The sequence below is a fragment of the Streptomyces sp. NPDC058701 genome (assembly GCF_042715295.1).
Lineage (GTDB): Bacteria > Actinomycetota > Actinomycetes > Streptomycetales > Streptomycetaceae > Streptomyces.
Genome location: NZ_JBHXSY010000012.1, coordinates 108322 through 130121, shown reverse-complemented (window position 1 = coordinate 130121; position 21800 = coordinate 108322). Strand labels below are relative to the sequence as shown.

Here is a 21800-nt window from a genome sequence, read left to right as displayed (position 1 = left end):
GGAAACTCCTGATCGACTGGCGGACTCAGGGCCGTACGTAGTGATCGAGAAGCCGGTGGGCCTCCTCACGACGCTCCAGCCGCCGTTGCGCCGCTTTGGAGCGGGCGGCGACGAGCGTGGCCAACGCGTGGAGCACGGCGACAACGGCAGTGGGTGAGTCGACGAACGACGTGCTGCGGGTGCAGGCGACGAGCGCCAGATCCGCTGTGGACGCCAGGGGCGCGTCCTGGCTGTCGGTGACGGCGATGACAGAGGCGCCGCGCCGGGCGAGCGACTCGGTCAGCTGGACGGTCATGCGGTCGTAGCGGCGCAGCGACACGGCGATGGCGAGGTCGTTCGCTCCCGCATCCGTCAATGCGTCCAGCCGCCGGTCCGCGTCCCCGAGAAGGCATACGTTGCTGAGAACGGAACCAAGGTCGGCTGCGAGGATCTGGGCGAACGCGCTGCTCTTGCCCTCACCGATCACGAAGCGGCGACGAGCAGCCAGAATGCTGGAGGCGGCCAGCTCGAGTGCGCCGCTGTCGTCGAGGTAGGCCAGAGTGGCCGTCACGCCTGCTGCCTCGTGCTCGGCCATCCGTTGCACCAGTCCTGCCCGGGCCGCCGGACGAAGCCTCGTCTGGAACCGCTCGGTGGGACTGCGCAGTTGCGAGTTCAGCCGCTCGGTCACCCGGGCGTGGAGCTCACCGAGGTCACGGAACCCTGCGGTTGACAGGAGGCGATGCAGGTCCCGATGGCAGGCACCGGCCGCTTCCAGGATCTCGCTCGACGAACGAAGCAGAGAGTGGGGGTAGTCCTCGGTCAGCGTTTCGGTGAGCCGGCGCTCGGCCTCCCCCAGGCTCTCCGCCGCGTCGTTCAGCAGCTCGAGGGGCTCGGACCAGAACGACGCGTATCCGGCGATCATCGGCGCACGTCTTTGACCAGTAGGTAGGCTGCTGTCCCCGGCCGTATGCGCCGGCACGAGACCGCCGTATATCCGGCGGTGAAAAGCTCCGAGAGGCCCTGTCCGACCTCCTCCTGGAGCTGTCTTGCCTCCGCCGGCTGAAACAGGGCAGGCGCCGGCCAGCTGTCAGGGACGGTGACGTACGCGCGTCCTTCCGCACCGTGCACCACGTGTCCCGCGAGGGCGGGCAGCACGGGGGCTTCGGGCCAGTCCCGCTGATCCCGGGCCCGCGCAGGCAGCTCCCAGTCCACGATGAGCCGGTCGGTGGCCAGTCCCTGGTCGCGTCCGGCCGCGGCGTCGCCGTAGTAGCCGGGAGCGTAGCGGTGGGTGGTCGCACCCAGGACGTCCAGGTTGAAGTGGGCGTTGGCGGCCCGCAGAGGGTCGAAGGCCCATCTGACCAGGTCCACCCCGGATGCCAGGGCGGCACCGGCTTGGGCCTGTTTCAGTGCTCGTCCCACCCCCGCGCCGCGCCGGTCGGCGGCGACCGCGGCGACCTGTGAGTACTGATAGAGGCGGTGTCCCTCCTGCGCTCGCGTGCGAGCGAGGAAGCTGTAGACGAACCCGACCGGCCGCCGACCCTCCCAGGCGCCGATGACCAGTCCGCTGTGAGCATGCAACGCCGCCAACAGGCGGGGCGTCAGCGAGTCTCCCGGGAGCGTGGCGAAGACCTCCTGGTAGAGCGTGCTGAAGGCGGCCAGATCCTCGGGGCCTCTCGGTGGGCCGACAGTCAGCGCCGGCGGCGACGAACCGAGCAGTTTTTCCACAGCTGATCCCTGGGGGTGGAGCGGACAGAGGACTTGTAGCGTGAGATCACGGCCACGTCGCGAGCGCTCACCACTTGCGCTGTTCTGAAGGGAGCTTCCATGGAGGATGCGCACGCACGACGGCAGTCGGTCGTCCGGCCTGAGGGGCCGGGAGCCGGGGCCGCCGGCCGGCTCGGCACCCGCCTGCAGGCCGCCCGCATCCGACTGAGCCTGACGCTGGACGGACTCGCCCAGCGCAGCGGTCTGTCCAAGAGCTTCCTCAGCCAGCTCGAATCCGGAAAGGCCAACCCGACGCTGGACTCCCTCCAGCGGCTGGCAGAAGCCGTCGAGACCCCGCTGTCGGTCCTGCTTGGTGGCGGCCCCCCGGCCCCTGGGCGGGCAAGTCTCACCCCGCCGCTGGTCACCACCCACCGTCCGGCAAGGGAGAGCAGGCAGTGGCCGGCCGGAGAGGGGCGCACCTACCCCCTGACCGGCATCGGATCCCGCCGCTTCGAGGCGGTGCTCGCCGAAGGCACCCCTGCCCACCACGCCTTTCCCACCACGCACGCGGGCGAGGAACTGTGCGTGGTCCTCGCTGGTCAAGTCGAAGCCGAGGTAGGGGCCGAACGGTTCGTGATGGAGGCGGGGGAAACGCTCCACTACGACGGTGGCGTCCCGCACCGCATCGCCGCTCTGGACGCGCACGGCCGGTTCCTCCTGGTGGTGGCCGGCCCCGCAGCCGGTGCTCCGCGGCGCGTGTGACCGGATGCGGGAATCCTGGTGGTGTGATGAAAGGTTCACAGCACGCCACGCTACGAAGCCGACCTCGTGGAGGGCGATCGACAAAACGTCGAGATGGTTTTCTGAATTGACGACCGCACGTCCACGCATCGTGGTGATGATGAATAGGCTGCGCTCTGGTTCGATCGGTCGGGCGAGGTTGCTGAAACGAACCCGAGGGCCGCAAGTCGATCCAGGTGCCGGCGGGCATGCGAAAGGAACCCTTTCGGTTCGAAAGGGTTCCTTCGCGTCAATCGACTACCAGCAGGGGAAGCTGGCTGTTCGAGGCGGAAGTGCAGCCTCCGGCGGGTGAACGATGTAGACGGCCCCGCCACCGCCAACCAGCCATACCCGCTCGAAATCAGCGCGCGGATAGGTACGGCGGACCGCCTCGTCGGACGGGGAGAGAGGGTCGTTCACCACGACGTCCCCGGCGTCGGTGAAACCGCACACCACCATGATGTTGCCGGCGGTCGAATAGCCCGCGCCCGTGAGTTCGGTGCTACGAAACGCCTGAGCGGTGGCGACCGGGATCCCCGCACTGATGAACTGTTCGACTTCCGTCAGCGACGGCAGCCGTGTCACGAAGCCCACGAGGCCGAAGCGTGCGGCGTAGGCGGCATTGAACGCCCAGTTGCCGCAGCCGCGATAGGCATAGTCGTATACGCCGCGCGCGGTGAAGTCGACGTCGGGGGCCGGGTCGCCGGGGTCGATCCATGCCAGTTCAGCCGGGCCCGGTCCGCGGCCGAAGTGGCTGACCATCATCGCCGTGCAGGCCGGCCCTGCCCAGGCCTCACCGCCGCCGTCGTACTGGGGACAGTGGCCCGTGTGAACTTCCTGCGACCGCTGCGGCACATCCAGGACCATTCCCCTGGCGCCCCCAGGTCCGCTGACCGCACGCGGCACAGGCTCCGTCGGCGCGGACGCGAGCAGGCAAAGGCTGTAGAGCTCCGCCGAATCCTCGGAACCCGGGGCCCTCAGAAGATCGACACTGAGCCGGTACGCACCGAAGAGGCGGCCCGAAGCGGCGATGAGGGTGTCGACCTCGACGGAACCGAAGGGACTCGCCTGCCCGGGGACGGTGGTGCGGTGGACCACCTGATCATCAGCAGCCCAATGGGCGAGTGTGAACCAGTCGGATTCGAGACCGTCCGGATCGCGCACTTGAACGCGCACGGAGAGGCTGCTCCCCAGGGGCGTGTACGCGCTCCATGACGGGATGAGCTCCGCCGCCTCGAAACCGATATCCGTCCACCGCGAGGTCCAGCGCGCGTACTCCCATTCCACGGCGCCGTGACCGAACGGGTCGGCGTAGAGGGACCGGCCGGCTGCCGAGCGCCAGACCACGGCGCTGCGCCCGGCGAACTGCCCGCGTCCCTCTGCCACAGCCAGGCCCTTCAGGTCGCCCGCACGAAATGCGGACCCGTCATCCCAGCGGCGTAGGAGGCTGACGGCAGGTGTTCCGACGGCAGAGGGAGCACCGCGTGTGCCGGCCTGCGAGGTAGCGCTGTGGCCTGACTTATGCATCCTGCTTCTCTCTGATGTGCGACGGCCCGTGGGCGTCGGCATGAAGCGCCGACGCCCACGGTACCGGGATCATCCCCTCGTCGGAACGGGGCGCCAGCTCGGGACTACCAGGACGTCTTCGGCGTTGACGAACATGAAGCGGTGGCCGAATTGAATCTGGTAATACACGTTCTCGCCGCGCACCACCGTGTGTGACTCGAGGTCGAAGGTCTTGGAATGGTAGTACTCGCCGTTGACCCGCTGTCCGACGCTGTAGCGCTGGCCCGGCTGGAGCACGTACTGCAGGGGGGAGATCGCCTGGACGGGAATGCCCGCCGGGTAGGCGGCCGGCTCCGGATATGCGCGGCCGTAAAGGGGAACGGATGTCTTGCCGGGCTTGGCGACGACCGTCATGCCGCGTGCCGGTACGGCGGTCGGCTTGCTGTGGGAATTGCGGAACCAGCCCTTCTGTCCCAGGTACCAGATGGCCATCCAGTCGCCCCGGCGCTCGGCGACGGCATATTGCTGACCGGTGCTGACTCGCGCCGCGTGATTGTAGACGGACCACGTCCCAGGGGTGGGGCGGATGCCGATGTCGGTGACGAGCGGAGCGTCGTCACGCGGTTCGGTGCGCAGGGTGATCGAGGCGGAGCCGTGCTCGGGGCAGGGTTCACCGTTGTCGCCGCAGTAGTACGGCTCGGTGTTCGCCGCGTAAGGGGGCTTGATGGTGACCAGAGCGGACTTCCGTTCGCTTCCCTGGGCCTTGAACGGCTTCCCCATGAGGTCGAAGTAGTGCGCCCAGTCCCAATAGGGGCCCGGATCCTGGTGCATGCCTCCTACGTTCGCCGCGACGGTGCCCGGAATGTTGTCGTGCCCGACGATGTGAGCCCGGTCCAGGGGTACGTCGTACTTGTCGGCCAGGTAGCGCACCAGGCGCGCGGAGCGGCGGTACATCGCCTCGGTGTACCACTGGCCGCCCTGTGCGAGGAAGCCTTCGTGTTCGATGCCCACGGCTTTGGAGTTGACGTACCAGTTACCGGCGTGCCAGCCGACGTCCTTGGCCTTGAGGTGGTTGGCGATGTGACCGTCGGCGGAGCGCATGCTGTAGTGCCAGGACACATAGGTCGGGTCGGTCACCAGCTTCAGCGTGACCGGGTACGTCGCCTCGGTGTCATGGATGACGATGTAGTCGATCTTCTGGTTGTTCGGCCGGTCCGACAGATCGTGGTTGCCGAAGTCGCCGGGTTCTTCCGACAGTTTCTGGTACGGCGCCGGGATCCACTCACAGCCCAGGTTGCGAGGGCATTCAGCACCGGCGGCCGACGCCCGTAGCGTGAGCTTGGCCAGCTGCTCGGTCCTGGGAGCCACGCGCGCGGAAGGCAGCTTCACGGTTCCGCCGCCTCCGTCGGTGGTCCGCTCGGGGCCTTCGGCGATGACAGCGAACACCTCGTCGGCGTACGCTCGGGCGGTCTCCTCATCGGCCGCTCCGGAGTAGCGGGCGAGAGCCCCGAACCAGTCAGCCGGGTCCGTGCTCGCGGGCTCGCCCAGAGCTGCCTGGTGGGCGGCCAGCAGAGCGGCACCACCGGCGATGTTCGCCGCCGGTTCGTTCTTCAAGGCATCAGCGGACAGACCCGTGAGGCGGGCCGCCTGGGTCAGCGTCTGGAGTTCGGGCTGGAGCGAGTCGGGGTCGATTTCGGGGTGATCGACGCGGCGCGGCAGCTTCTCGTCCTGCCCGCGAGGGTCCTCGCCGCCTTCGCTGTGGTGGGGCAGGCCTGCCAGGGCGCCGCGGGCGTCGGTCAGGTGCATCGGACCGTACCCGGCGTCGCTGCTGGGCGATCCGCCGTGAGCGTCCCAGCGGCTCTGCAGGTAGGAGACGCCCAGAAGTACCGATTCGGGTACGTGGTAGCGCTTGGAGGCCGCGGTGAACGCTCGGGCCCGTTCCCCCGGGGCGGGCTCGGCGGCCTGCGCCAGGGGGACGGTCAGCAAGGCCGGAAGGAGTCCGGCGGAGGCGAGAGCGGCCAGTGCCGCGAGGCGCATGCGGCCGTGCGGCGGAGCCGTACGGGCTCTGATGGGGGTGGACACAGTGGTGCTCCTTGTCTCGTGCTCGAGGGGAAGCGGTGCGGGTCTTCTCCAGGACCGGGGTCACGGCGGGGTCAGTGCCGCCGGGACGGGTGAAGCCAGCGGAAAGTGGCAGGCCGTGGGATGGCTGGTGCCAGGTCTGACCGTCAGCTCAGGTTCCTCCGCGGCGCATCGTGGCCGCGCGTAGGGGCACCGCGTTCGGAAGCGGCAGCCGGACGGTGGCGCGGCCGGCGAGGGCAGATCGCCTTCGAGGATGATCTCCTCCCCGTGATGCCTCGCCGTGGGGTCGGGCAGAGGAACGGCTGACAGCAGGGCGCGGGTGTAGGGGTGGTGGGCGCTGCCGTGCAGTTGCGCCCGCGTTCCCGTTTCCACGATCCGGCCCAGGTACATGACCGCGATGCGGTCGCACAGGTAGTGCACGACGGCCAGATCGTGGGCGATGAACAGGCAGGCAAGACCCAGGCGCGTGCGAAGGTCCGCGAGGAGGTTGAGAACCTGCGCCTGGACGGACACGTCGAGTGCCGAGACGGGTTCATCGCAGACGAGGAGGTCCGGGCCCAGCGCCAGGGCGCGGGCGATTCCTACACGCTGGCGTTGTCCTCCGGAGAACTGGTGCGGATAGCGCTTGCCGTGGCTGGGGTCCAGCCCCACCATCTGCAAGAGCTCTGCGACGCGTTCGCGGCGTGCCCGGGGGGCGGTGCCGGGGTGGATGACCAGTGGCTCGGCGATGATCTCGCCCACGGTCAGGCGTGGATCGAGGGAGGTGTAGGGGTCTTGGAGGACCATCTGGACCCGCCGTCTCATCGACTGGAGTTCCCTGCGGTCCATCAGTGACAGGTCACGGCCGTCGATCGTCACGGTGCCGGCGGTGGGCGATTCCAGACCCATGATCACCGAGGCCAGGGTGGACTTGCCGCAGCCCGATTCACCGACCAGACCGAGGGTCTCTCCGCGGCGGAGCTCCAGGTCGACGCCGTCTACGGCGCGTACGGCACCGCTCGGGCGCTTGAACAGGATTCCGCGGGTCAGCGGATAGTGCTTGGTCACGCCGTTGAGGCGCAGGATCGGGTCATCGCCGTGGATGTCAGGTGCCATGGCGCACCTCCTGGGAGAAGTGGCACGCGCTGCGGTGACCATGGGCGCCTGCGACGGGGAGGAGATCGGGTCGCCGCTGTGTGCAGGGGGGTGCCGTGCGCGGGCATCGTGGGTGGAACGAGCAGCCGGTCGGGAGATGGGCCATGTCCGGAGGTGAGCCGGGGATGGGCATCAGAGCGTGGTCCAGGCGGTCGAGGCGGGGAATGGAGTCGAGGAGGCCGCGGGTGTAGGGGTGGCGGGCGTCGCCGTACAGCTCGGGGGTCTCGGCCTCTTCGACCGCTCGCCCTGCATACATGACGGTGACCCGGTCGGCGACGGAAGCCACGACGCCGAGGTCGTGGGTAATCAGTACCAGTCCCATGCCGGTTTCCTGCTGGAGCTCGCGCAGCAGCCGCATGATCTGGGCCTGGACGGTGACGTCCAGCGCTGTGGTGGGTTCGTCGGCGATGACGACCTCGGGCTCCAGGGCGAGGGACATCGCGATCATCACTCGTTGGCGCATTCCTCCGGAGAACTGGTGGGGGTAGTCGTCCAGGCGCTGGGCCGCGGCCGGGATCTTGACTCGGTCCATGAGGTCGACGGACTTCCTGCGTGCTTCGCGCCGGTCCATGCCGCGGTGCACGCGGAACATCTCGCTGATCTGGTCGCCTACGGTGAGGACGGGATTGAGCGCGGACAGGGCGTCCTGGAAGACCATGGCGATGCGGCTGCCGCGCACCTTCCTGTGGTCGCCCTCGCTCAGCTGGAGCAGGTCGCTGCCGTGCAGTCGGATCTGCCCGCGGGTGATGTACGCGGGAGGGGTGGGCAGCAGACCCATGACGGCTTGCGCGGCCACGGACTTACCGGATCCGGACTCGCCCAGCAGCGCCAGTGTCTCGCCGGAATGCAGGGTGTAGCTCAGTCCGTTGACCGCCTGGACGACGCCGTGCGGGGTGCGGAACTCCACGTGGAGGTCGTCGACCTCCAGGAGCGGTGCCTTGGGGGATTGATCGGCCGGCATCTGGCCCTCACCTCAGCTTCGGGTCGTAGGCGTCCCGAACTGCGTCCCCCAACAGGATGAAGCTGAGGACGGTTGCGGAGAGGAGCAACGCGGGGAAGGCCAGCAGATGGGGATGGTCGAGGAAGTAGCTCTGTGCGGCGTTCAGCTGGAGGCCCCAGGAGACCTGGGGGTACTGCAGTCCGACACCGAGGAAGTCGAGCGTTGCTTCGCCGGAGATGACGTTGCCGATGTTCAGCATGGCCACCACGACCACGGGGGTGATGGCGTTGGGCAGGATGTGCCGGAACATCAGGCGTGCGGGCCGTGCGCCGCACATCAGTGACGCCCGGACGTAGTCGCTGTCCTTGACGGCGATCACCTGGGAACGCATGACGCGCGTCATCGTTGTCCAGCCGAGGGCCACGAGGACCAGGGTCATCGCGCCCAGTCCGTGATCGGGGAAGGCCACCAGGATGACGGTGGCTCCGAGGATGAAGGGCAGCCCGAAGAAGACGTCCGTGACGCGCGAGAGCAGGCTGTCGAGCCAACCGCCGTAGAAGCCGGCGAACAAACCCAGAAGGATCGACAGCACCAGGGCGCCGGCGGTCACGGCCAGGCCGGCGACCAAGGAGGGGCGGCTGCCCCGAACCACCTGCGCAAGGTAGTCGCATCCCTGCAGGTCGAAGCCGAACGGGTGGCCCGACGTCGGGCCGATCTTCGAGTTCACCAGTTCACATCGACCGTTGTCGTTCGTCAGCAGGGAGATGAAGGGGGAGGGGAGGACAGCCATGCCAACGATCAACGCGATGACGGTCAGGCAGGCCCACACCAGCGGCCGGGCGCGCAGCTCGCGCCATGCGTCCCTGCTCAGTGACGCCGGCGCCGCGGTGTCGGGCGCTCCGGCTGCGGGGGAGGGCAGGAGGAGGTCCTGTGTGGGAACCGGCGCGGGGCTAGGCATGTCGGATCCTCGGATCGAGCAGGCCGTACAGGATGTCGACCAGCAGATTGGCCAGGACGAAGACCATGACCAGGGCGGTGGTGATGCCTACGACGGTGGGCCCTTCGCGCAGCTGAATGGACTGGAACACCTGCTGGCCCACGCCGGGGAGGTTGAAGATGTACTCGGTGACGATGGCACCGGCCATGAGGGAGCCCAGTTCGACTCCGAGGAACGTCACCACCGGGATGAGCGAATTGCGCAGCGTGTGTTTGATGACGACACGGCGCCGGCTGAGGCCCTTCGCGTCGGCGGTGCGGACGTAGTCGGCACGGAGGTTTTCCGCCAGGGAGGAGCGGGTGAGGCGGGCGACGTAGGCCAGACCGAAGGAAGCGAGGACGAGTCCCGGCAGCAGGTAGGCGGTGGGCCAGCCGTCTTCCCCGCCGGAGACCGGGAACCAGCCCAGACGCACGCCGAGGAAGAGCTGTGCCAGGTAGCCGACGATGTAGACCGGTACGGCGATCACCACCGTTGTGCCGGCCAGGACGAGTTTGTCCGCCCACCGGCCCTTGTTCAGACCGGCCCACACACCGAGGGCGATGCCCAGGACGGTCTCGAAGAACCAGGCGGTCAGTGCCAGCTTCACCGTGACGGGCCAGCGCTGGGCCAGCACGTCGGCGACGGGCTGCCCGCTGAAGGTGGTACCGAAATCACCCGAGAGGAGCCCTGCGAGGTATTTGCCGTACTGAACGAGGAGGGGGTCGTCGAGATGGTAGCGGTCATGCAGCTCGGCGAGGACCGCCGGCGGAACCGGGCGGTCGCCGGCCAGTCCCTGGATGGGGTCCCCGGGCAGGACGAAGACAAGTGTGTGGATGAGGAAAGTGGTGGCCAGCAGCACGGGTATCGCGTGCAGCAGGCGCCGGGCGATGAATCTGCCCATGGAAGCCGCCCCTGTGTCCGGTGTCGGCCCCGGTGAGGAGGCCGACGAGATGTGCGGGTGTCGAACCGGCCGGTGATCAGGAGGTGACGGTGACCTTGTCCAGGTGCAGGCCGGTGACGTAGGGGTCGATGACGACGCTGCCCACCTTGGCGCTCCAGGCGGACTGGTCCTGCCAGTTCCACAGCGGGATCAGCGGCAGTTCCTGCAAAGCGATGTCCTCGGCGCTCTGGTAGGGGCCCACGTCGGTTTCCGGAGCCGCGTTGCCCTGAGCGACGAGAGCGTCGAACTTCTCGCTGCTCCAGCCCATGCGGTTGTCTGCGTTGAACAGGCCATCGAGGTAGTTCTGCATGCTCGGGTAGTCGATGACCCAGTTCTGCCGGTAGGGGCCGGTGTTCTTGCGCTCGTTCAGGAGGGGGCCGAGGTCGGCGTTGGCCATCTTGCGGAACACGACGTCCTTGATGCCCAGGTTCTGCTTGAACTGATTCGCGACCGCTGTCATCCACTGCTCATAGGTGGGGTCGGAGTTCGAGAAGTACAGCTCCAGCGGGCCGGACAGTCCTCCGGCCTCGTCGAAGAGCGCTTTGGCCTTGGCCGGGTTGTACGTGCAGGTCTCCCCGCATGCACCGGGACGGTGTCCGGGAATCATCTTCGCGACGAGGGAGTCGGCGGGAGTGAAGACGCCGTTGTAGACGGCCCGGGTGATGCCCTCGCGGTCGATGGCCATCGACAGAGCTCGTCTGAGCTTCGGGTCTGCGAACCGCTTGTCTCCCAGGGGCAGGCCGAGGTAGTCCATCGCCCCGCTGGGCCTGACGGAGTAGCGCTTGCCGAAGCTCCGCTTGGCCTCCGCCGCCCGCGCCGCGGGAATGGTGGTCATGATGTCGACGTTGCCGGCCTGCAGCTCGGTGAAGGCGGTGTCCTTGCTCGTGAAGATCTTGAACTCGACTGCGTCGGCCCGCGGCGTGCGCACCCCGTTGTACGAGGCGGCGCGCTTGAGCGAGATCTTCTGGTTGTGTTGCCAGTCGCCGTTCATCTCGAAGGGGCCGTTGCCGACGGGGCGAAGATCGAAAGCCTTGGTGTCGGTGAAGGCCGCTTTGGGCAGAGGAGCGAACGCCGGGAAGGAGAGCATCATCGGGAACTGGCTGAAGGGGGTGTTGAGGTCCACCTGCAGTGTCGTCTCGTCGAGCACTTTCAGTCCCGAGAGCTTGTCGGCCGCGGGCTGTTGGCCTTCCCCCGGGTTCAGCTTGTCGTAGCCCTCGATCTGGGCGAAGTAGTAGTTCGTCTCCCAGGCGTTGGGGCCGAAGGCGGCGGCGTTCCAGGCGTCCGCGAAGCTCTGCGCGGTGACCTTCTCCCCGTTGTGGAAGACGGCACCGTCTCTGAACTTCACAGTCCAGTGCTGCTGGTCCGGCGACGTCACGCTCTGGGCGGCGAGAGGGACAACGTGCCCGTCCTTGGGATCGAGCGTCATCGGTGAGTCGAAGAGCCCCTGGATGACCTGCAGTGCATAGCTGCTGGTCGTCTGCCCCGGTATGAGATGGTCCGGCTCGGTCAAAGCGACGGAGAAGGTGCCGCCGGGCTTGCCGGAACCCTCTCCGGGGTTCTTCGTACCACCGCTGCAGGCGCTCACGGCCACGGTGAGCACTGCGACGAGCGCCAGAGGTCGCAAGATGGGAAGTGTTCTGTTCCGGGGGTGAGTCATGTGCCGCTGTTCCTCTCGGATCCCACCGCAGTGTGGGAAGGCTGTGCCGGGGAATGGTGCGTGCGCCGAGGCCGGACGCCCCGCTCGGTTGAGGCGCCGCCGTCCTACGTGGCCATCACCGTAGGAGCACCGTCGACGACCGGCGATCGACAGGATGTCGATGGGCTGTTTCGTGACATCGCCGAGACGTCGAAGGTGAACCGCACGGAAAAACGTCTCAGGCAGAGGTGAAGACGGCCCGGGTGGGCGCCTGCGCCGTCGACAGCGCCTGCGGCAGCGTCAGCGGCCCGGCGCCAGGTGTCAGCGCGCCCAGGACGCGCGCTGCGGTTGCCCCGGTGCAGTCGGGCAGCGTCGCGGGCAGCCCGTGGAAGGTGTGCCAACCGATCACGGCGAACGCGATGGCCTCCTTGGCGTCGCCGGGCACCCCGATCGTGCTGCTCGACCGCAACCTGGCGTGAGGCAACCTCGCGGCCAAGGCGCCCATCACGACAGGGTTGTGACTGCCACCGCCCGAGACGATGACCGTGTCGAGGCCGTGCCGGACGATCTCGTCCGCGACCGTACGTGCGGTCAGCGCGGCCAGCGTTGCCAGCAGGTCGGGCAACGCGACACTCCCACGGGACCGCAGTACCCGCTCGAGGTACCCCTCGTTGAAGAGTTCCTTGCCGGTGCTCTTGGGAGCCGGCAGTCCGTAGTACTCCTCTTCGAGCAACGCGCTGAGCAGGGCGTCGTCGACCGCCCCCCGGGCGGCGAGGGCACCGTCACGGTCGAAGGGCTCACCCGTCGCGGCCAGTACGGCAGCGTCCATCAGCGCGTTCGCGGGTCCCACGTCGTAGGCACGGGTACGGGGATCGCCCACTGTCGCAGCCACGGTGAGGTTGGCGATGCCGCCGAGGTTGAGCGCCCCTGCTCGCCCCACGGCCTCGCCCCGCGACTGCATGCCGTTGATGAGCAACGTGTCCAGGTGGGCGACCAGGGGAGCCCCCTGTCCCCCGGCAGCGACATCGCGCACCCGCAGGTCCGACACCACGGGAGTGCCGGTCAGCTCGGCTATCCACGCCGGCTGTCCGATCTGCAGGGTACCGAGCACCGTTCCCTCCCGTGTCCAGTGGAAGAGCGTCTGGCCGTGGGAACAGATCACATCGACACCCCCCACCCCGGCGGCGGCCACCGCCGCCGCGTCGGCGAACGCACGTCCGACCTCGGTGTCCAGCCGGCACAGCTCTGCTGCCGTGGTCGGGCGTGGAGGAAGGCAGTGCCTGAGCCGGCTGCGGAGGGCCTTCGAGTAGGGGGTCGCCCCGGTGCTGAGGACGCGGGCCTGAAGGACGTCGCCCGTCAGATGCAGCTCGACGACTGCCGTGTCGATGGCGTCGTGCGAGGTACCGGAGATCATTCCGAGGACTTTCACTGCTGCCCCTTTGCAACGTGGACTGCCGGCGGAGAGGTTCGACCTGTTCCCGCGTGTGTGCGGAAGTCGCACGGTATGGAGCCGTGCCCGCACTGGCGATCTCCGCACTGCAAGTTCACCGCCAGAGGACTTCAGGCCCGACAGCGTCAACGGCATTGACGAGCTTTCAGGGTCCACGGGCACAGTGAGCGCGCCGACCACCCCGAAGCCGCGACAGATCCCGCCGGCTCCGCACCGCGTCGCACCCCCCTTCCGCACCGTGGCAACTGGAGTACGCGCATGGCCCCGTCGCCCCAACGATCCCCGAACCACGCCCTCTCCCGCCGACAGCTCATGGCCGCGATCGGCGCTGCCACCGCCGCGGCAACGGGCGTCCTCGCAGCGGCATCGCCCGCACACGCAACCCCGCCCGCCGGTGCACAGCACCAACTGCGTGGTCTGTGGATCGCCTCCGTGGTCAACATCGACTGGCCGGGTGCACCCGGACTGAGCCCCGAGCGCCTGCGCGCCGACTTCATCAGCCAGCTCGATCGTGCACGCACGCTGGGCGTCAACGCCGTGTTCGTCCAGATCCGTCCGACCGCGGATGCGTTCTGGCCGTCCCCGCTGGAGCCGTGGTCGCAGTGGCTGACGGGTACCCAGGGCCAGGACCCCGGGTGGGACCCGCTGGAATTCATGGTCCGCGCCGCTCACGAGCGGGCCCTGGCCTTCCACGCCTGGTTCAACCCGTACCGCGTCTCCATGCAGCCCGACCCCACCAGGCTGGTCCCGGACCATCCCGCCCGGCTGCACCCGGAATGGACCGTTTCCTACGGCGGCAAGCTGTACTACAACCCGGGCGTCCCGCAGGCCAGAGAGTTCTGCCAGCGCGCCATGATGGACGCGGTCCACCGCTACGACATCGACGGCGTCCACTTCGACGACTACTTCTACCCCTACCCGGTCGCGGGCCAGGACTTCCCGGACGACGCGGCCTTCACCGCCCACGGCACCGGCTTCCCGGACCGCGCCGCCTGGCGGCGCCACAACGTCGACCTCATGGTGCGCGAGATGAGAGACCTGGTACGCGCCGCCCGTCCCGAAGCAGCGTTCGGGATCAGCCCCTTCGGGGTCTGGCGCAACGACACCAGCGATCCGGCGGGCTCCGCCACCACCGCCTTCCAGTCCTACGACGGCCTGCACGCCGATACCCGCAGCTGGGTCCACAACGGCTGGCTCGACTACATAGCCCCCCAGCTGTACTGGAACATCGGCCTCGCCGTGGCCGACTACGGCCGGCTCGCGCCCTGGTGGGCCGCTCAGACCACGGGAACCGGCACCCAGCTGTGGATCGGCCAGTCCGTCTACAAGGCCGGCGCGACAGGTCAGCCGGCTCCATGGCAAGACCCCGCGGAGCTGTCCCGTCACCTCACCCTCAACAGCACACTGGATGCCATCAGCGGGGACATCCTCTTCAGTGCCAAGGACGTGTGGGCCGACCGGCTGGGTTCCGTCACGCGCATGGCCGCCGACCACTGGCAGCGCCCGGCCCTGGTCCCCGTCCTGCCCCGCCTCGCCTCAGGCGCGGCGCCGACGCGCCCCCTCGTCCTGCCCCCGCGGCACGGGGAGAGCGGCCTGCGACTGACAGCAGGCCATGGCCCGGGGACGCGCCGCCCCTTCCAGTTCGCCGTGTACCGGTACGACAGGAACCCCGGCCCCCGCCCACCCCTCTCGGCCGAACACCTGACCGCGTTGGTGCCGGCATCGGCGGGCCGATTCCAGGACCCGGCGGGCACCCGCAGCGCCTGGTACGTGGCCACCGCGGTCGACCGCGTCGGCCGCGAAAGCCGACCGAGTGCCGCGATGCGCCTGTCCCGCTGAGCCCTACCGTCGGAGCGCCACCCCACAGCCCGCCTGTTCACCACTGGTGAACAGGCACGGAGAGGCATGTACGAAGGGGGAGACAGGGGCTCTGCTTGAAGCAGAGCCCCTCCTTCCGACGTGCGGAGTCACCGATGCCCCACACCTCTCCCTTGTCCGCCGACATCTCCGCTCGTGAGCTGGACCTGGACGTGGAACCCGACAAGGCGTGTTCTGCGGCCGTCGTCGTCGGCCAGCGCATCAGGTGGACGCGTCAGCGTGCGGGACTCAGCCTGCGTGAGGTCAGCGACCGCAGTGGCCTGTCCAAGGGCTACTTGAGCCAGGTCGAAGGCGGCCGCTGCAACCCGACGCTCAACACGCTGGTCCGTATCGCCGCGGTCTTCGGTGCCACGGACGCCACGTTCTCGTGGCCTGCGGGTCGGCGTGAGGGGGCGTTCGCGACGCGGTCGCCGAGTTGCCCGGTGCTCGGGCTTCCTCCGGAGGTGGGCAGGAGCAGACACCTGACCGGGCAGGGCGGGGGCGGGTTCACGGTCCGTCAGTGTGAGGGCACACCAGCCCACCACGCCGCCATGAGACGGCACGCGGGCGAGGAGTTCTGTCATGTTCTGTCCGGTGTGCTGCGCGCCGAGATCGACGGTCGCCGTCATCTCTTGCACGGCGGAGAGTCGATCCACTTCGACGCGGCCTGCCGTCACCGTCTCACCGCCCTGCAGGCGGGCACCACCTTCCTCCTCGTCGGTTGACCTACCCTGCCCTCTCGTCTCCCCGGCCGATGATCAGCCGATGCAGGCGCGGCAAGGCAGCGGGAGGAAGGTGGTGCCCGGGGAGATGACGCAGAGCCAGGGCGGCCGCGCCGGCCGCACCGTCTCCGGCTCTGTACAGCGGCCCGTGCACGTGTGCCCGCAGGCGGGTTTCCACGGCTTCGGCCACACATGTGCCGGTGGTGAGGAGCCCGCCCGCCAGCACCAGCGGGATCCGGGCGTCTTCCACCGAGGCGGCCTCCTGTACGGCGCGAAGCGTGTTGAGGAGCAGGCCCGCCGCCTCTTCGACGATGGCACCAGCCACGGGATCACCACGGCGTGCCGTCTCGTCGACCAGGGGTGCGAGGCGTGCCATGGCGGCTGGAGGCTCGGCGTGCACGGCTGTGACGATGTCTCGTCCCACGTCGGTGGGGGTCCTCCATGGCTGTGGCCGAACCTGCAGGTGCTCGGTGACGAGAGTGGTGAGCCCTGTGTGAGGGCCTCTGCCGTCGAGTGCGGCCAGGGTGCGGGTCAAGGCCTGGCGGCCGATCCACACGCCTGATCCCTCGTCTCCCAGGAGCCACCCGTATCCGTCGCTGCGGGCGACGAGCTGATGCCCCCGGTATGCGGCTGCGATGGCTCCGGTTCCGGCGAGGAGAAGGAGGGCGTCGGCCGCATCGGTGCCGGCCGCGACGGCTGCGGCCAGGTCGTCACCGACGCTGAGGGAACCCTGCATGCCCAGTTCCCGCCACATGGTGGCGGCTTGGGACTGGAGGCCGGGCAGGTCTGCCCCGGCTGCACCGGCGAGGGCGATGTGGCCCGCGACGACACGGCGCCGGTCGACGTCGTTCAGCGCGGAGTCCATGGCGGAGTTCAGCGCTGCGAATGGGTCGGCGCTGGAATACCGGTTCGCGCCCGCCGCGCGCCCGTGCCCGCGTACGCGTCCGTCCAGTCCGATGATCAGGCAGCGGGTGCTGGTGCCCCCTGCATCGACACCGAGGATCAGGGGCGAGCCCGGCGGGGTGCTCATCGGCGTCCCGCGATCAGATCAACGGCGGCTTGGGCGGAAACGGCCGAAGGGCTGTAGGTGGCCAGGTGCCAGGCGCCCGGGCGGGAGGCACCGGGCAGGCCCATGTCAACCACGCCGGCGTCGGGACGCCGCGAAACGATCGTTTCCAGGACGCGGCGGGCCCACGCATCCCGCGGGTGGTCGCGTACGACAATCACCAGGGGGCGCTGGTGGTCATGGAGGTAGGGGCTCAGTGTGTCCTCGTCCTGCCCCTGACGCATCATCACCGACACGGTGCCTTTCATCCGTTGGGTCAGGAGGGCGCCGATGCCCCAGGCTGTGCGGGGTCCGGCCGCGGTGGGTGGAGGTACGTCGAGAGTGATGACCACGGGCGGCTGCCTCAAAGGGAAGGGATATCGGGCCAGGTTGATGGTGACATCCAGAGCCCGCTCCGCGGCTGCACCGGCATGTGTCCGCGGTGCAGCCGGGGCACTGTCGGCGGCCTTGGACGCGGCGGCGCGCTGCCACACGGCCAATCGTCGAACGCGTCCGGCCGCCTCGGCGAGGCGCTCGGCGGGCAACTCCCCGAGGGTGACCGCCCCGACGATGCGGTCACGCATCGCGAGAAGTGCTTCCTCGTCCAGGAGACGCGCGCCGATGCAGATGAGGTCCGCGCCTGCCGATATCGCCTGGAGGGCGAGGCCGGGAAGGGAGGCGGAGGGGTCGAGAGCCTTCATGTCCAGGGCGTCCGTGGCGATCACGCCCTGGAAGCCCAGTTCGCTGCGCAGCAGTCCATCCAGGAGTGCGGGGCTCAGGCTCGCCGGACGTGCGCCGTCCCAGGCCGGTACGAGAAGGTGACCTGCCATGACGGCCTGGACGCCGGCGGCGATGGCAGCGCGAAAGGGTGCCAGTTCCCGCTCCGTCATCGTCTGACGACTCGCCCGCAACACGGGAAGTTCCAGGTGGGAGTCGACTGCGGTGTCGCCATGGCCGGGGAAGTGTTTCGCACACGCGGCTACTCCCGCGGACTGCATTCCGCGGACGAAGGCTGCGGCATGACGGGCCACCGACGGGGCGCGCGTGCCGAAGGAACGGACCCCGATGACCGGATTGAGAGGGTCGGAGTTGATGTCGGCCGTCGGGGCGTAGTTCAACGAGATCCCCGTTCGAGCGATGAACGCGCCGAGGTCTGCCGCGAGCTGCCGCGTCACCTCGGGATCGCCGATCCGGCCGGTCGCCGCGTTGCCCGGCCAGGAGCTGCCCCGTCCTGCTTCCAGGCGGGTGATCGCCCCGCCTTCTTCGTCGACCGCGATGACCGCTTCGGGATTCTCGGCCTTGATCAAGTCGGTCAGGTGCCGGGTCGCTGTGACGCTGGGTGTGTTACGTGCGAAGAGCAGGACGCCGCCGAGTCCAGCCTGTAGGCGCCGTAGGAGCCAGTCAGGGGGGCGGGTGCCGTCGAACCCCGGCTGGAGCACCGTCTCCGCGAGGCGTCGCAGCTCCTGATCGGGGTGGTACGCAAGGGAACCGAGCATCGTGGTCTTCCCTGTCGGAGGAGGGGATTCCCGCGGCAATCTACGTGGAGCCCCGCGCCTTGAGGCGTTCGAAGTTTGCCCCTGTCAAACCTGCCCGCTGCCACGCACGGTTCACCGCTGGTGAACTTCAGAGGGTTCTTTGGACCGCGTGCGAGGTGGGTTGAGAATCTGCCCTCGTCCTTCCGGGTCGGCCATCCACGGATCTCGTCCTTCGCATGGGGCGAGGGCTCGGCGGCCACCGACAGCGCCGCCGTCCGGGGCTTCCCCTGCGACCCAAGCGGGCCGACCTCAGCATTGCCCAGACTCTTCAGACAGGATTCTCGATGAAGCGCCTCTCTCCGTGTGCCGTGGTCACGCTGTGCCTAGCAGCGTGCCTGACCGCTTGCACGTCCTCCTCGCCCGGTACGGGATCCCAAGCCGGTGTTCAGGACAAGGGCACGTTGACCGTGTGGCTGCAGGTGGAGGCGCAGAGCCTGTGGCCGAAGTCGGTCGAGTCGGCGACCGCGGAGTTCCGCAAGAAGTACCCCAACGTCACGGTCACGGTGTCCTACCAGGCATGGGCCGACCATCTGTCGAAGTTCGACGCGGCCGCGCAGGCAGGCAAGGTCCCCGACGTGATCGAGCTGGGAAACAGCGAGACCGCGCAGTACACCGCGGCGGGAGCCTTCATCGACCTCGGTAGGCAGCGCGCCCGGTTCGACAACAGTGCGACCTGGCAGAAGGGCCTCGTCGACGCGTGTGCGGTGGCGCAGAAGCTGTTCTGCGTGCCCTACTACGGCGGAACGCGCGCCGTCGTCTACCGCAAGGACCTCCTGGCCGAAGCGGGAGTGACCCAGCCGCCCAAGACGTGGAAGGAGCTGCAGGACGCGGTGCGGGCACTGGCGGACAAGAACCGGGACAACACGAACTTCTCCCCCTTCTTCCTGCCGGGCCAGCATCCCTATGGCGCCTTGCCGTTCGTGTTCGACGCGGGAGGCTCCATCGCCTCGCAGAACGCGGAGGGCCGGTGGGCGTCGCAGCTGTCAACGCCTGCCTCCCTGAGCGGCCTGAAGAACTGGAAAGCCCTCGTGGACGCCGGCATGCGCGGCGACCGCACCGCCAACGACCTCGGCGCAGCGCCTGCTCTGGCCGCAGGCCGTGCCGCGATGTCCTTCAGCACCAATGGACAGATGGCCAAGGTCTTCGGCCCCGAGGGGGACCCCGCTCTCAAGGAGAAGATCGGATCCTTCCCGATGCCGAGCCCCACCAAGGACGGCGAGATCGCCCCTCCCTACCTCGGCGGTTCCGTTCTCGCCGTGCCGGCCAAGAGCAGCCACCAGCAGTGGGCAACCGAATGGGTCCGGCAGTTCACAGCCACGGAACGGCAGAAGGAGTTCCTGGCCGGCGGGTTCCTCGCCAACACGATGACGCTGACATCGGACGATCCGCAGCGCGCCGGCTATTTCAAGGGACTGGAGAACAGCTGGAGCGTGCCGCCCGCGAAGAACTGGGCCGCCGTTGAGAAGGCGAACCTCGTCAAGCAGATGCTGGCAGACATCGCCTCGGGGAAGTCGACGCCTGAAGAGGCCACCACTGCGTACGGCAAAAAGATCGAAGAGGTGCTCAACGCCTCCTGATCCTTCTGCAGCGCCCCATCGTGCGCGTAGGCCGCGCAGCAGGCGCTGCGGCCCCGACGACCCAAGGACTCCTCAGCCGTGCCCTCACCCGAAACCCTGACCCGGACCCACCCCCGCAAACCGCCGCCTCCAGGCCTTCCACCGCCGCGGCGACGCCGTCCTGACCGCACCCCCTACCTGCTGATCGGGCCCTCCCTTCTCGTTCTCATCGGTGTGCTGGCCTACCCCCTGGGGAAGGTCCTCGTCCTGTCGGTGCAGCACTGGGGTGTCAGTCAGATCTTCAGCCCCGCCGGACCGGAGTTCGTCGGCCTGGACAACTACGCGCACCTGCTCGCGGACACGGAGTTCTGGGCCGTGCTCGTGCGCACCGTGGTCCTGACCTCCGTGATGGCCGGGGCGTCCATGCTCCTGGGGGTCGCTGTCGCTCTGCTCATGCAGCGCGTGCCCGCCTGGTGCCGACGCACGATCGTCTTCGCCCTCGTACTGGCCTGGTCGGTCCCCACCTTCATCTCCACAGAGATCTTCGCGTGGATGACGGAGTACAACTCGGGGGTGATCAACTGGGCGCTGGGCGTCACCCCCTACGACTGGTACGGCGATGCCACCCTCGGCCTCACCGTGGCTACGGCCATTGTGGTGTGGGGAGCCGTCCCCCTGATCGCCGTAACCGTCTACGCAGGACTTGTGCAGATACCAGCGGAACTGGTCGAAGCCGCCCGTATGGATGGCGCCGGCTCCTGGAAGCTGTTCCGGCACGTGACCGTTCCGGTACTGCGTCCACTGCTCGCACTGCTCACCACGCTGTCGGTGATCTGGGATTTTCAGGTGTTCAACCAAATCTGGATCCTGCGCCACGGCGCCCCCGCCTCCGACTACTACACCCTGGGCATCTACTCCTACGTGAAGGCCTATGCCGGTCACGACTACGGCATGGCATCGGCCGGCGCAGTGCTCACCGTCCTGCTCCTCGTGGGTGTGATGGTGGTCTACCTGCGGCAGATCGCAAAGATCGGAGACACGCCTTGAGCGACTCCGCAACGACGGGCGCCGGCCCCCGGGGTATGGCCTGGACGGCTGTGGGACTGGCCGTGGCCATCGTATGGATCTTCCCGGTCTACTGGATGGCTGCGACGGCACTCAAACCCGGCCCGGACATCCACGCCGCTGTCCCGCAGCTGTGGCCGGCCCGGCCCACCCTCCAGCACTTCACCAAGGTGGCCTCGGATCCGCTTTTCTGGGACGCAGTGGGCAACAGCGCTCTTGTGACCGGCATGACGGTGCTGCTGGCCGTGCCCGTGGCCTTCGTCTCCGCACTGGCCATCGCACGATTCCGGTTCCGCGGCCGCGGCGTCTACGTCACCGTGGTCATGTTGGTGCAGATGGTTCCCCACGTCGCTCTGGTCATACCGATCTTCCTGACGCTCAGTGATGTGGGCCTGTCGGACAGCGTCACCGGGCTGATCGTCACCTACCTGGCCTTCATCCTGCCCTTCGCGGTCTGGACGCTGCGCGGCTTCATCGCGTCGGTGCCACGAGAGTTGGAGGAAGCGGCGATGGTCGACGGCTGCGGCAGGATGCAGGCCTTCTGGCGGATCATCCTTCCGCTCACCCTGCCCGGGCTCATTGCGACAACGGTGTATTCCATGGTCCTGGCCTGGAACGAGTACCTCTTCGCCTATTTTCTGCTCGGAAGCCCGGACAAGCACACCGTCCCGCTGTGGCTGACCCACTTCGTCACCTCCGAGGGCACCGACTACGGCGCCCTCATGGCGGGCTCGACGATCGTCGCGGTACCGGTCGTGGTGTTCTTCATGCTGGTGCAACGCCACATCGCCGGCGGTCTGACCGCTGGGGCGGTCAAGGGCTGAGGCCCACCCCACGCCGGAAGGTCCGGCCCCCCCGACCCGCGGTCCGACCGTGCGCCCCGTGGGGGGAGGGTT

18 protein-coding genes are annotated in these 21800 nt (G+C 68.4%); 6 read left to right on the top strand and 12 right to left on the bottom strand.

Annotated features, from left to right (window positions below):
• Positions 1-25 precede the first annotated feature (25 nt).
• Together ACFWW8_RS15890 and ACFWW8_RS15885 are read right to left on the bottom strand one after the other, a co-directional pair.
• Positions 26-901 carry a MurR/RpiR family transcriptional regulator gene (locus tag ACFWW8_RS15890; protein ID WP_386528830.1) on the bottom strand — a complete coding sequence of 292 codons (876 nt, stop codon included), beginning with the start codon at positions 899-901 and terminating at the stop codon, positions 26-28.
• Positions 898-1704 (bottom strand): hypothetical protein, encoded by an 807-nt coding sequence (locus tag ACFWW8_RS15885; protein WP_386528827.1) that lies wholly within the window; start codon positions 1702-1704, stop codon positions 898-900. The genes ACFWW8_RS15890 and ACFWW8_RS15885 overlap by 4 nt, the downstream gene beginning before the upstream one ends.
• A 99-nt stretch (positions 1705-1803) precedes the next feature.
• Between ACFWW8_RS15885 and ACFWW8_RS15880 the strand changes: the two genes are divergently transcribed.
• Complete coding sequence (locus tag ACFWW8_RS15880) at positions 1804-2445, top strand: helix-turn-helix domain-containing protein (protein ID WP_386528824.1); 642 nt, start codon at positions 1804-1806, stop codon at positions 2443-2445.
• Between the two features lie 276 nt (positions 2446-2721).
• Here ACFWW8_RS15880 and ACFWW8_RS15875 read toward each other — a convergent pair whose 3' ends face one another.
• The 8 genes from ACFWW8_RS15875 to ACFWW8_RS15840 all read right to left on the bottom strand — a co-directional run bounded on the left by ACFWW8_RS15875 (position 2722) and on the right by ACFWW8_RS15840 (position 13103).
• Positions 2722-3849 carry a peptidase C39 family protein gene (locus tag ACFWW8_RS15875; protein WP_386528821.1) on the bottom strand — a complete coding sequence of 376 codons (1128 nt, stop codon included), beginning with the start codon at positions 3847-3849 and terminating at the stop codon, positions 2722-2724.
• 210 nt (positions 3850-4059) lie between these two features.
• Positions 4060-6006: an N-acetylmuramoyl-L-alanine amidase gene (locus ACFWW8_RS15870; RefSeq protein WP_386529004.1), complete on the bottom strand. Its 1947-nt coding sequence runs from the start codon at positions 6004-6006 to the stop codon at positions 4060-4062.
• 105 nt (positions 6007-6111) lie between these two features.
• Positions 6112-7143 carry an ABC transporter ATP-binding protein gene (locus ACFWW8_RS15865; RefSeq protein WP_386528818.1) on the bottom strand — a complete coding sequence of 344 codons (1032 nt, stop codon included), beginning with the start codon at positions 7141-7143 and terminating at the stop codon, positions 6112-6114.
• A complete protein-coding gene (locus ACFWW8_RS15860) occupies positions 7133-8143 on the bottom strand; it encodes an ABC transporter ATP-binding protein (protein WP_386528815.1) in 1011 nt (336 codons plus the stop codon). The genes ACFWW8_RS15865 and ACFWW8_RS15860 overlap by 11 nt, the downstream gene beginning before the upstream one ends.
• Before the next feature lie 7 nt (positions 8144-8150).
• Positions 8151-9080, bottom strand: a complete 930-nt coding sequence (locus tag ACFWW8_RS15855; RefSeq protein WP_386528812.1) for an ABC transporter permease — start codon at positions 9078-9080, stop codon at positions 8151-8153.
• Complete coding sequence (locus ACFWW8_RS15850) at positions 9073-9999, bottom strand: ABC transporter permease (protein WP_386528810.1); 927 nt, start codon at positions 9997-9999, stop codon at positions 9073-9075. Before ACFWW8_RS15850 ends, ACFWW8_RS15855 begins: the two co-directional genes overlap by 8 nt.
• Before the next feature lie 76 nt (positions 10000-10075).
• Positions 10076-11662: an ABC transporter substrate-binding protein gene (locus ACFWW8_RS15845; protein ID WP_386528807.1), complete on the bottom strand. Its 1587-nt coding sequence runs from the start codon at positions 11660-11662 to the stop codon at positions 10076-10078.
• A 250-nt stretch (positions 11663-11912) separates the two neighbouring features.
• Complete coding sequence (locus ACFWW8_RS15840; protein WP_386528804.1) at positions 11913-13103, bottom strand: anhydro-N-acetylmuramic acid kinase; 1191 nt, start codon at positions 13101-13103, stop codon at positions 11913-11915.
• Positions 13104-13382: 279 nt separating this feature from the next.
• Here ACFWW8_RS15840 and ACFWW8_RS15835 point away from each other — a divergent pair, with 279 nt between their 5' ends.
• Entirely contained in the window at positions 13383-14963 is a 1581-nt protein-coding gene (locus ACFWW8_RS15835) for a glycoside hydrolase family 10 protein (RefSeq protein ID WP_386528802.1), read from the top strand.
• 152 nt (positions 14964-15115) lie between these two features.
• Positions 15116-15706, top strand: coding sequence for a helix-turn-helix domain-containing protein (locus ACFWW8_RS15830; RefSeq protein ID WP_386528800.1), 591 nt, complete (start codon positions 15116-15118; stop codon positions 15704-15706).
• A gap of 1 nt (position 15707) precedes the next feature.
• On the opposite strand, the gene ACFWW8_RS15825 is transcribed toward ACFWW8_RS15830, so the two are convergent.
• Both ACFWW8_RS15825 and ACFWW8_RS15820 read right to left on the bottom strand, forming a co-directional pair.
• Entirely contained in the window at positions 15708-16733 is a 1026-nt protein-coding gene (locus ACFWW8_RS15825) for an N-acetylglucosamine kinase (RefSeq protein WP_386528798.1), read from the bottom strand.
• The gene (locus ACFWW8_RS15820; RefSeq protein ID WP_386529001.1) at positions 16730-18244 is read right to left on the bottom strand and encodes a glycoside hydrolase family 3 protein; all 1515 of its coding nucleotides are present in this window, start codon (positions 18242-18244) and stop codon (positions 16730-16732) included. Before ACFWW8_RS15820 ends, ACFWW8_RS15825 begins: the two co-directional genes overlap by 4 nt.
• A 446-nt stretch (positions 18245-18690) precedes the next feature.
• Between ACFWW8_RS15820 and ACFWW8_RS15815 the strand changes: the two genes are divergently transcribed.
• The 3 genes from ACFWW8_RS15815 (at position 18691) to ACFWW8_RS15805 (ending at position 21728) form a co-directional block, all read left to right on the top strand.
• On the top strand, positions 18691-19860 hold the full coding sequence (locus tag ACFWW8_RS15815; protein ID WP_386529000.1) for an extracellular solute-binding protein: 1170 nt from the start codon (positions 18691-18693) through the stop codon (positions 19858-19860).
• Between the two features lie 213 nt (positions 19861-20073).
• On the top strand, positions 20074-20886 hold the full coding sequence (locus ACFWW8_RS15810; RefSeq protein WP_386528796.1) for a carbohydrate ABC transporter permease: 813 nt from the start codon (positions 20074-20076) through the stop codon (positions 20884-20886).
• A 62-nt stretch (positions 20887-20948) separates the two neighbouring features.
• Positions 20949-21728, top strand: a complete 780-nt coding sequence (locus tag ACFWW8_RS15805; RefSeq protein WP_386528793.1) for a carbohydrate ABC transporter permease — start codon at positions 20949-20951, stop codon at positions 21726-21728.
• The last annotated feature ends 72 nt before the right edge of the window (positions 21729-21800 follow it).

Bases quoted from the DNA above. Each gene is read 5' to 3' on its own strand.
- ACFWW8_RS15890 (WP_386528830.1), bottom strand. From the start codon at position 901: ATGATCGCCGGATACGCGTCGTTCTGGTCCGAGCCCCTCGAGCTGCTG.
- ACFWW8_RS15880 (WP_386528824.1), top strand. From the start codon at position 1,804: ATGGAGGATGCGCACGCACGACGGCAGTCGGTCGTCCGGCCTGAGGGG.
- ACFWW8_RS15870 (WP_386529004.1), bottom strand. From the start codon at position 6,006: ATGCGCCTCGCGGCACTGGCCGCTCTCGCCTCCGCCGGACTCCTTCCG.
- ACFWW8_RS15865 (WP_386528818.1), bottom strand. From the start codon at position 7,143: ATGGCACCTGACATCCACGGCGATGACCCGATCCTGCGCCTCAACGGC.
- ACFWW8_RS15860 (WP_386528815.1), bottom strand. From the start codon at position 8,143: ATGCCGGCCGATCAATCCCCCAAGGCACCGCTCCTGGAGGTCGACGAC.
- ACFWW8_RS15855 (WP_386528812.1), bottom strand. From the start codon at position 9,080: ATGCCTAGCCCCGCGCCGGTTCCCACACAGGACCTCCTCCTGCCCTCC.
- ACFWW8_RS15850 (WP_386528810.1), bottom strand. From the start codon at position 9,999: ATGGGCAGATTCATCGCCCGGCGCCTGCTGCACGCGATACCCGTGCTG.
- ACFWW8_RS15835 (WP_386528802.1), top strand. From the start codon at position 13,383: ATGGCCCCGTCGCCCCAACGATCCCCGAACCACGCCCTCTCCCGCCGA.
- ACFWW8_RS15825 (WP_386528798.1), bottom strand. From the start codon at position 16,733: ATGAGCACCCCGCCGGGCTCGCCCCTGATCCTCGGTGTCGATGCAGGG.
- ACFWW8_RS15820 (WP_386529001.1), bottom strand. From the start codon at position 18,244: ATGCTCGGTTCCCTTGCGTACCACCCCGATCAGGAGCTGCGACGCCTC.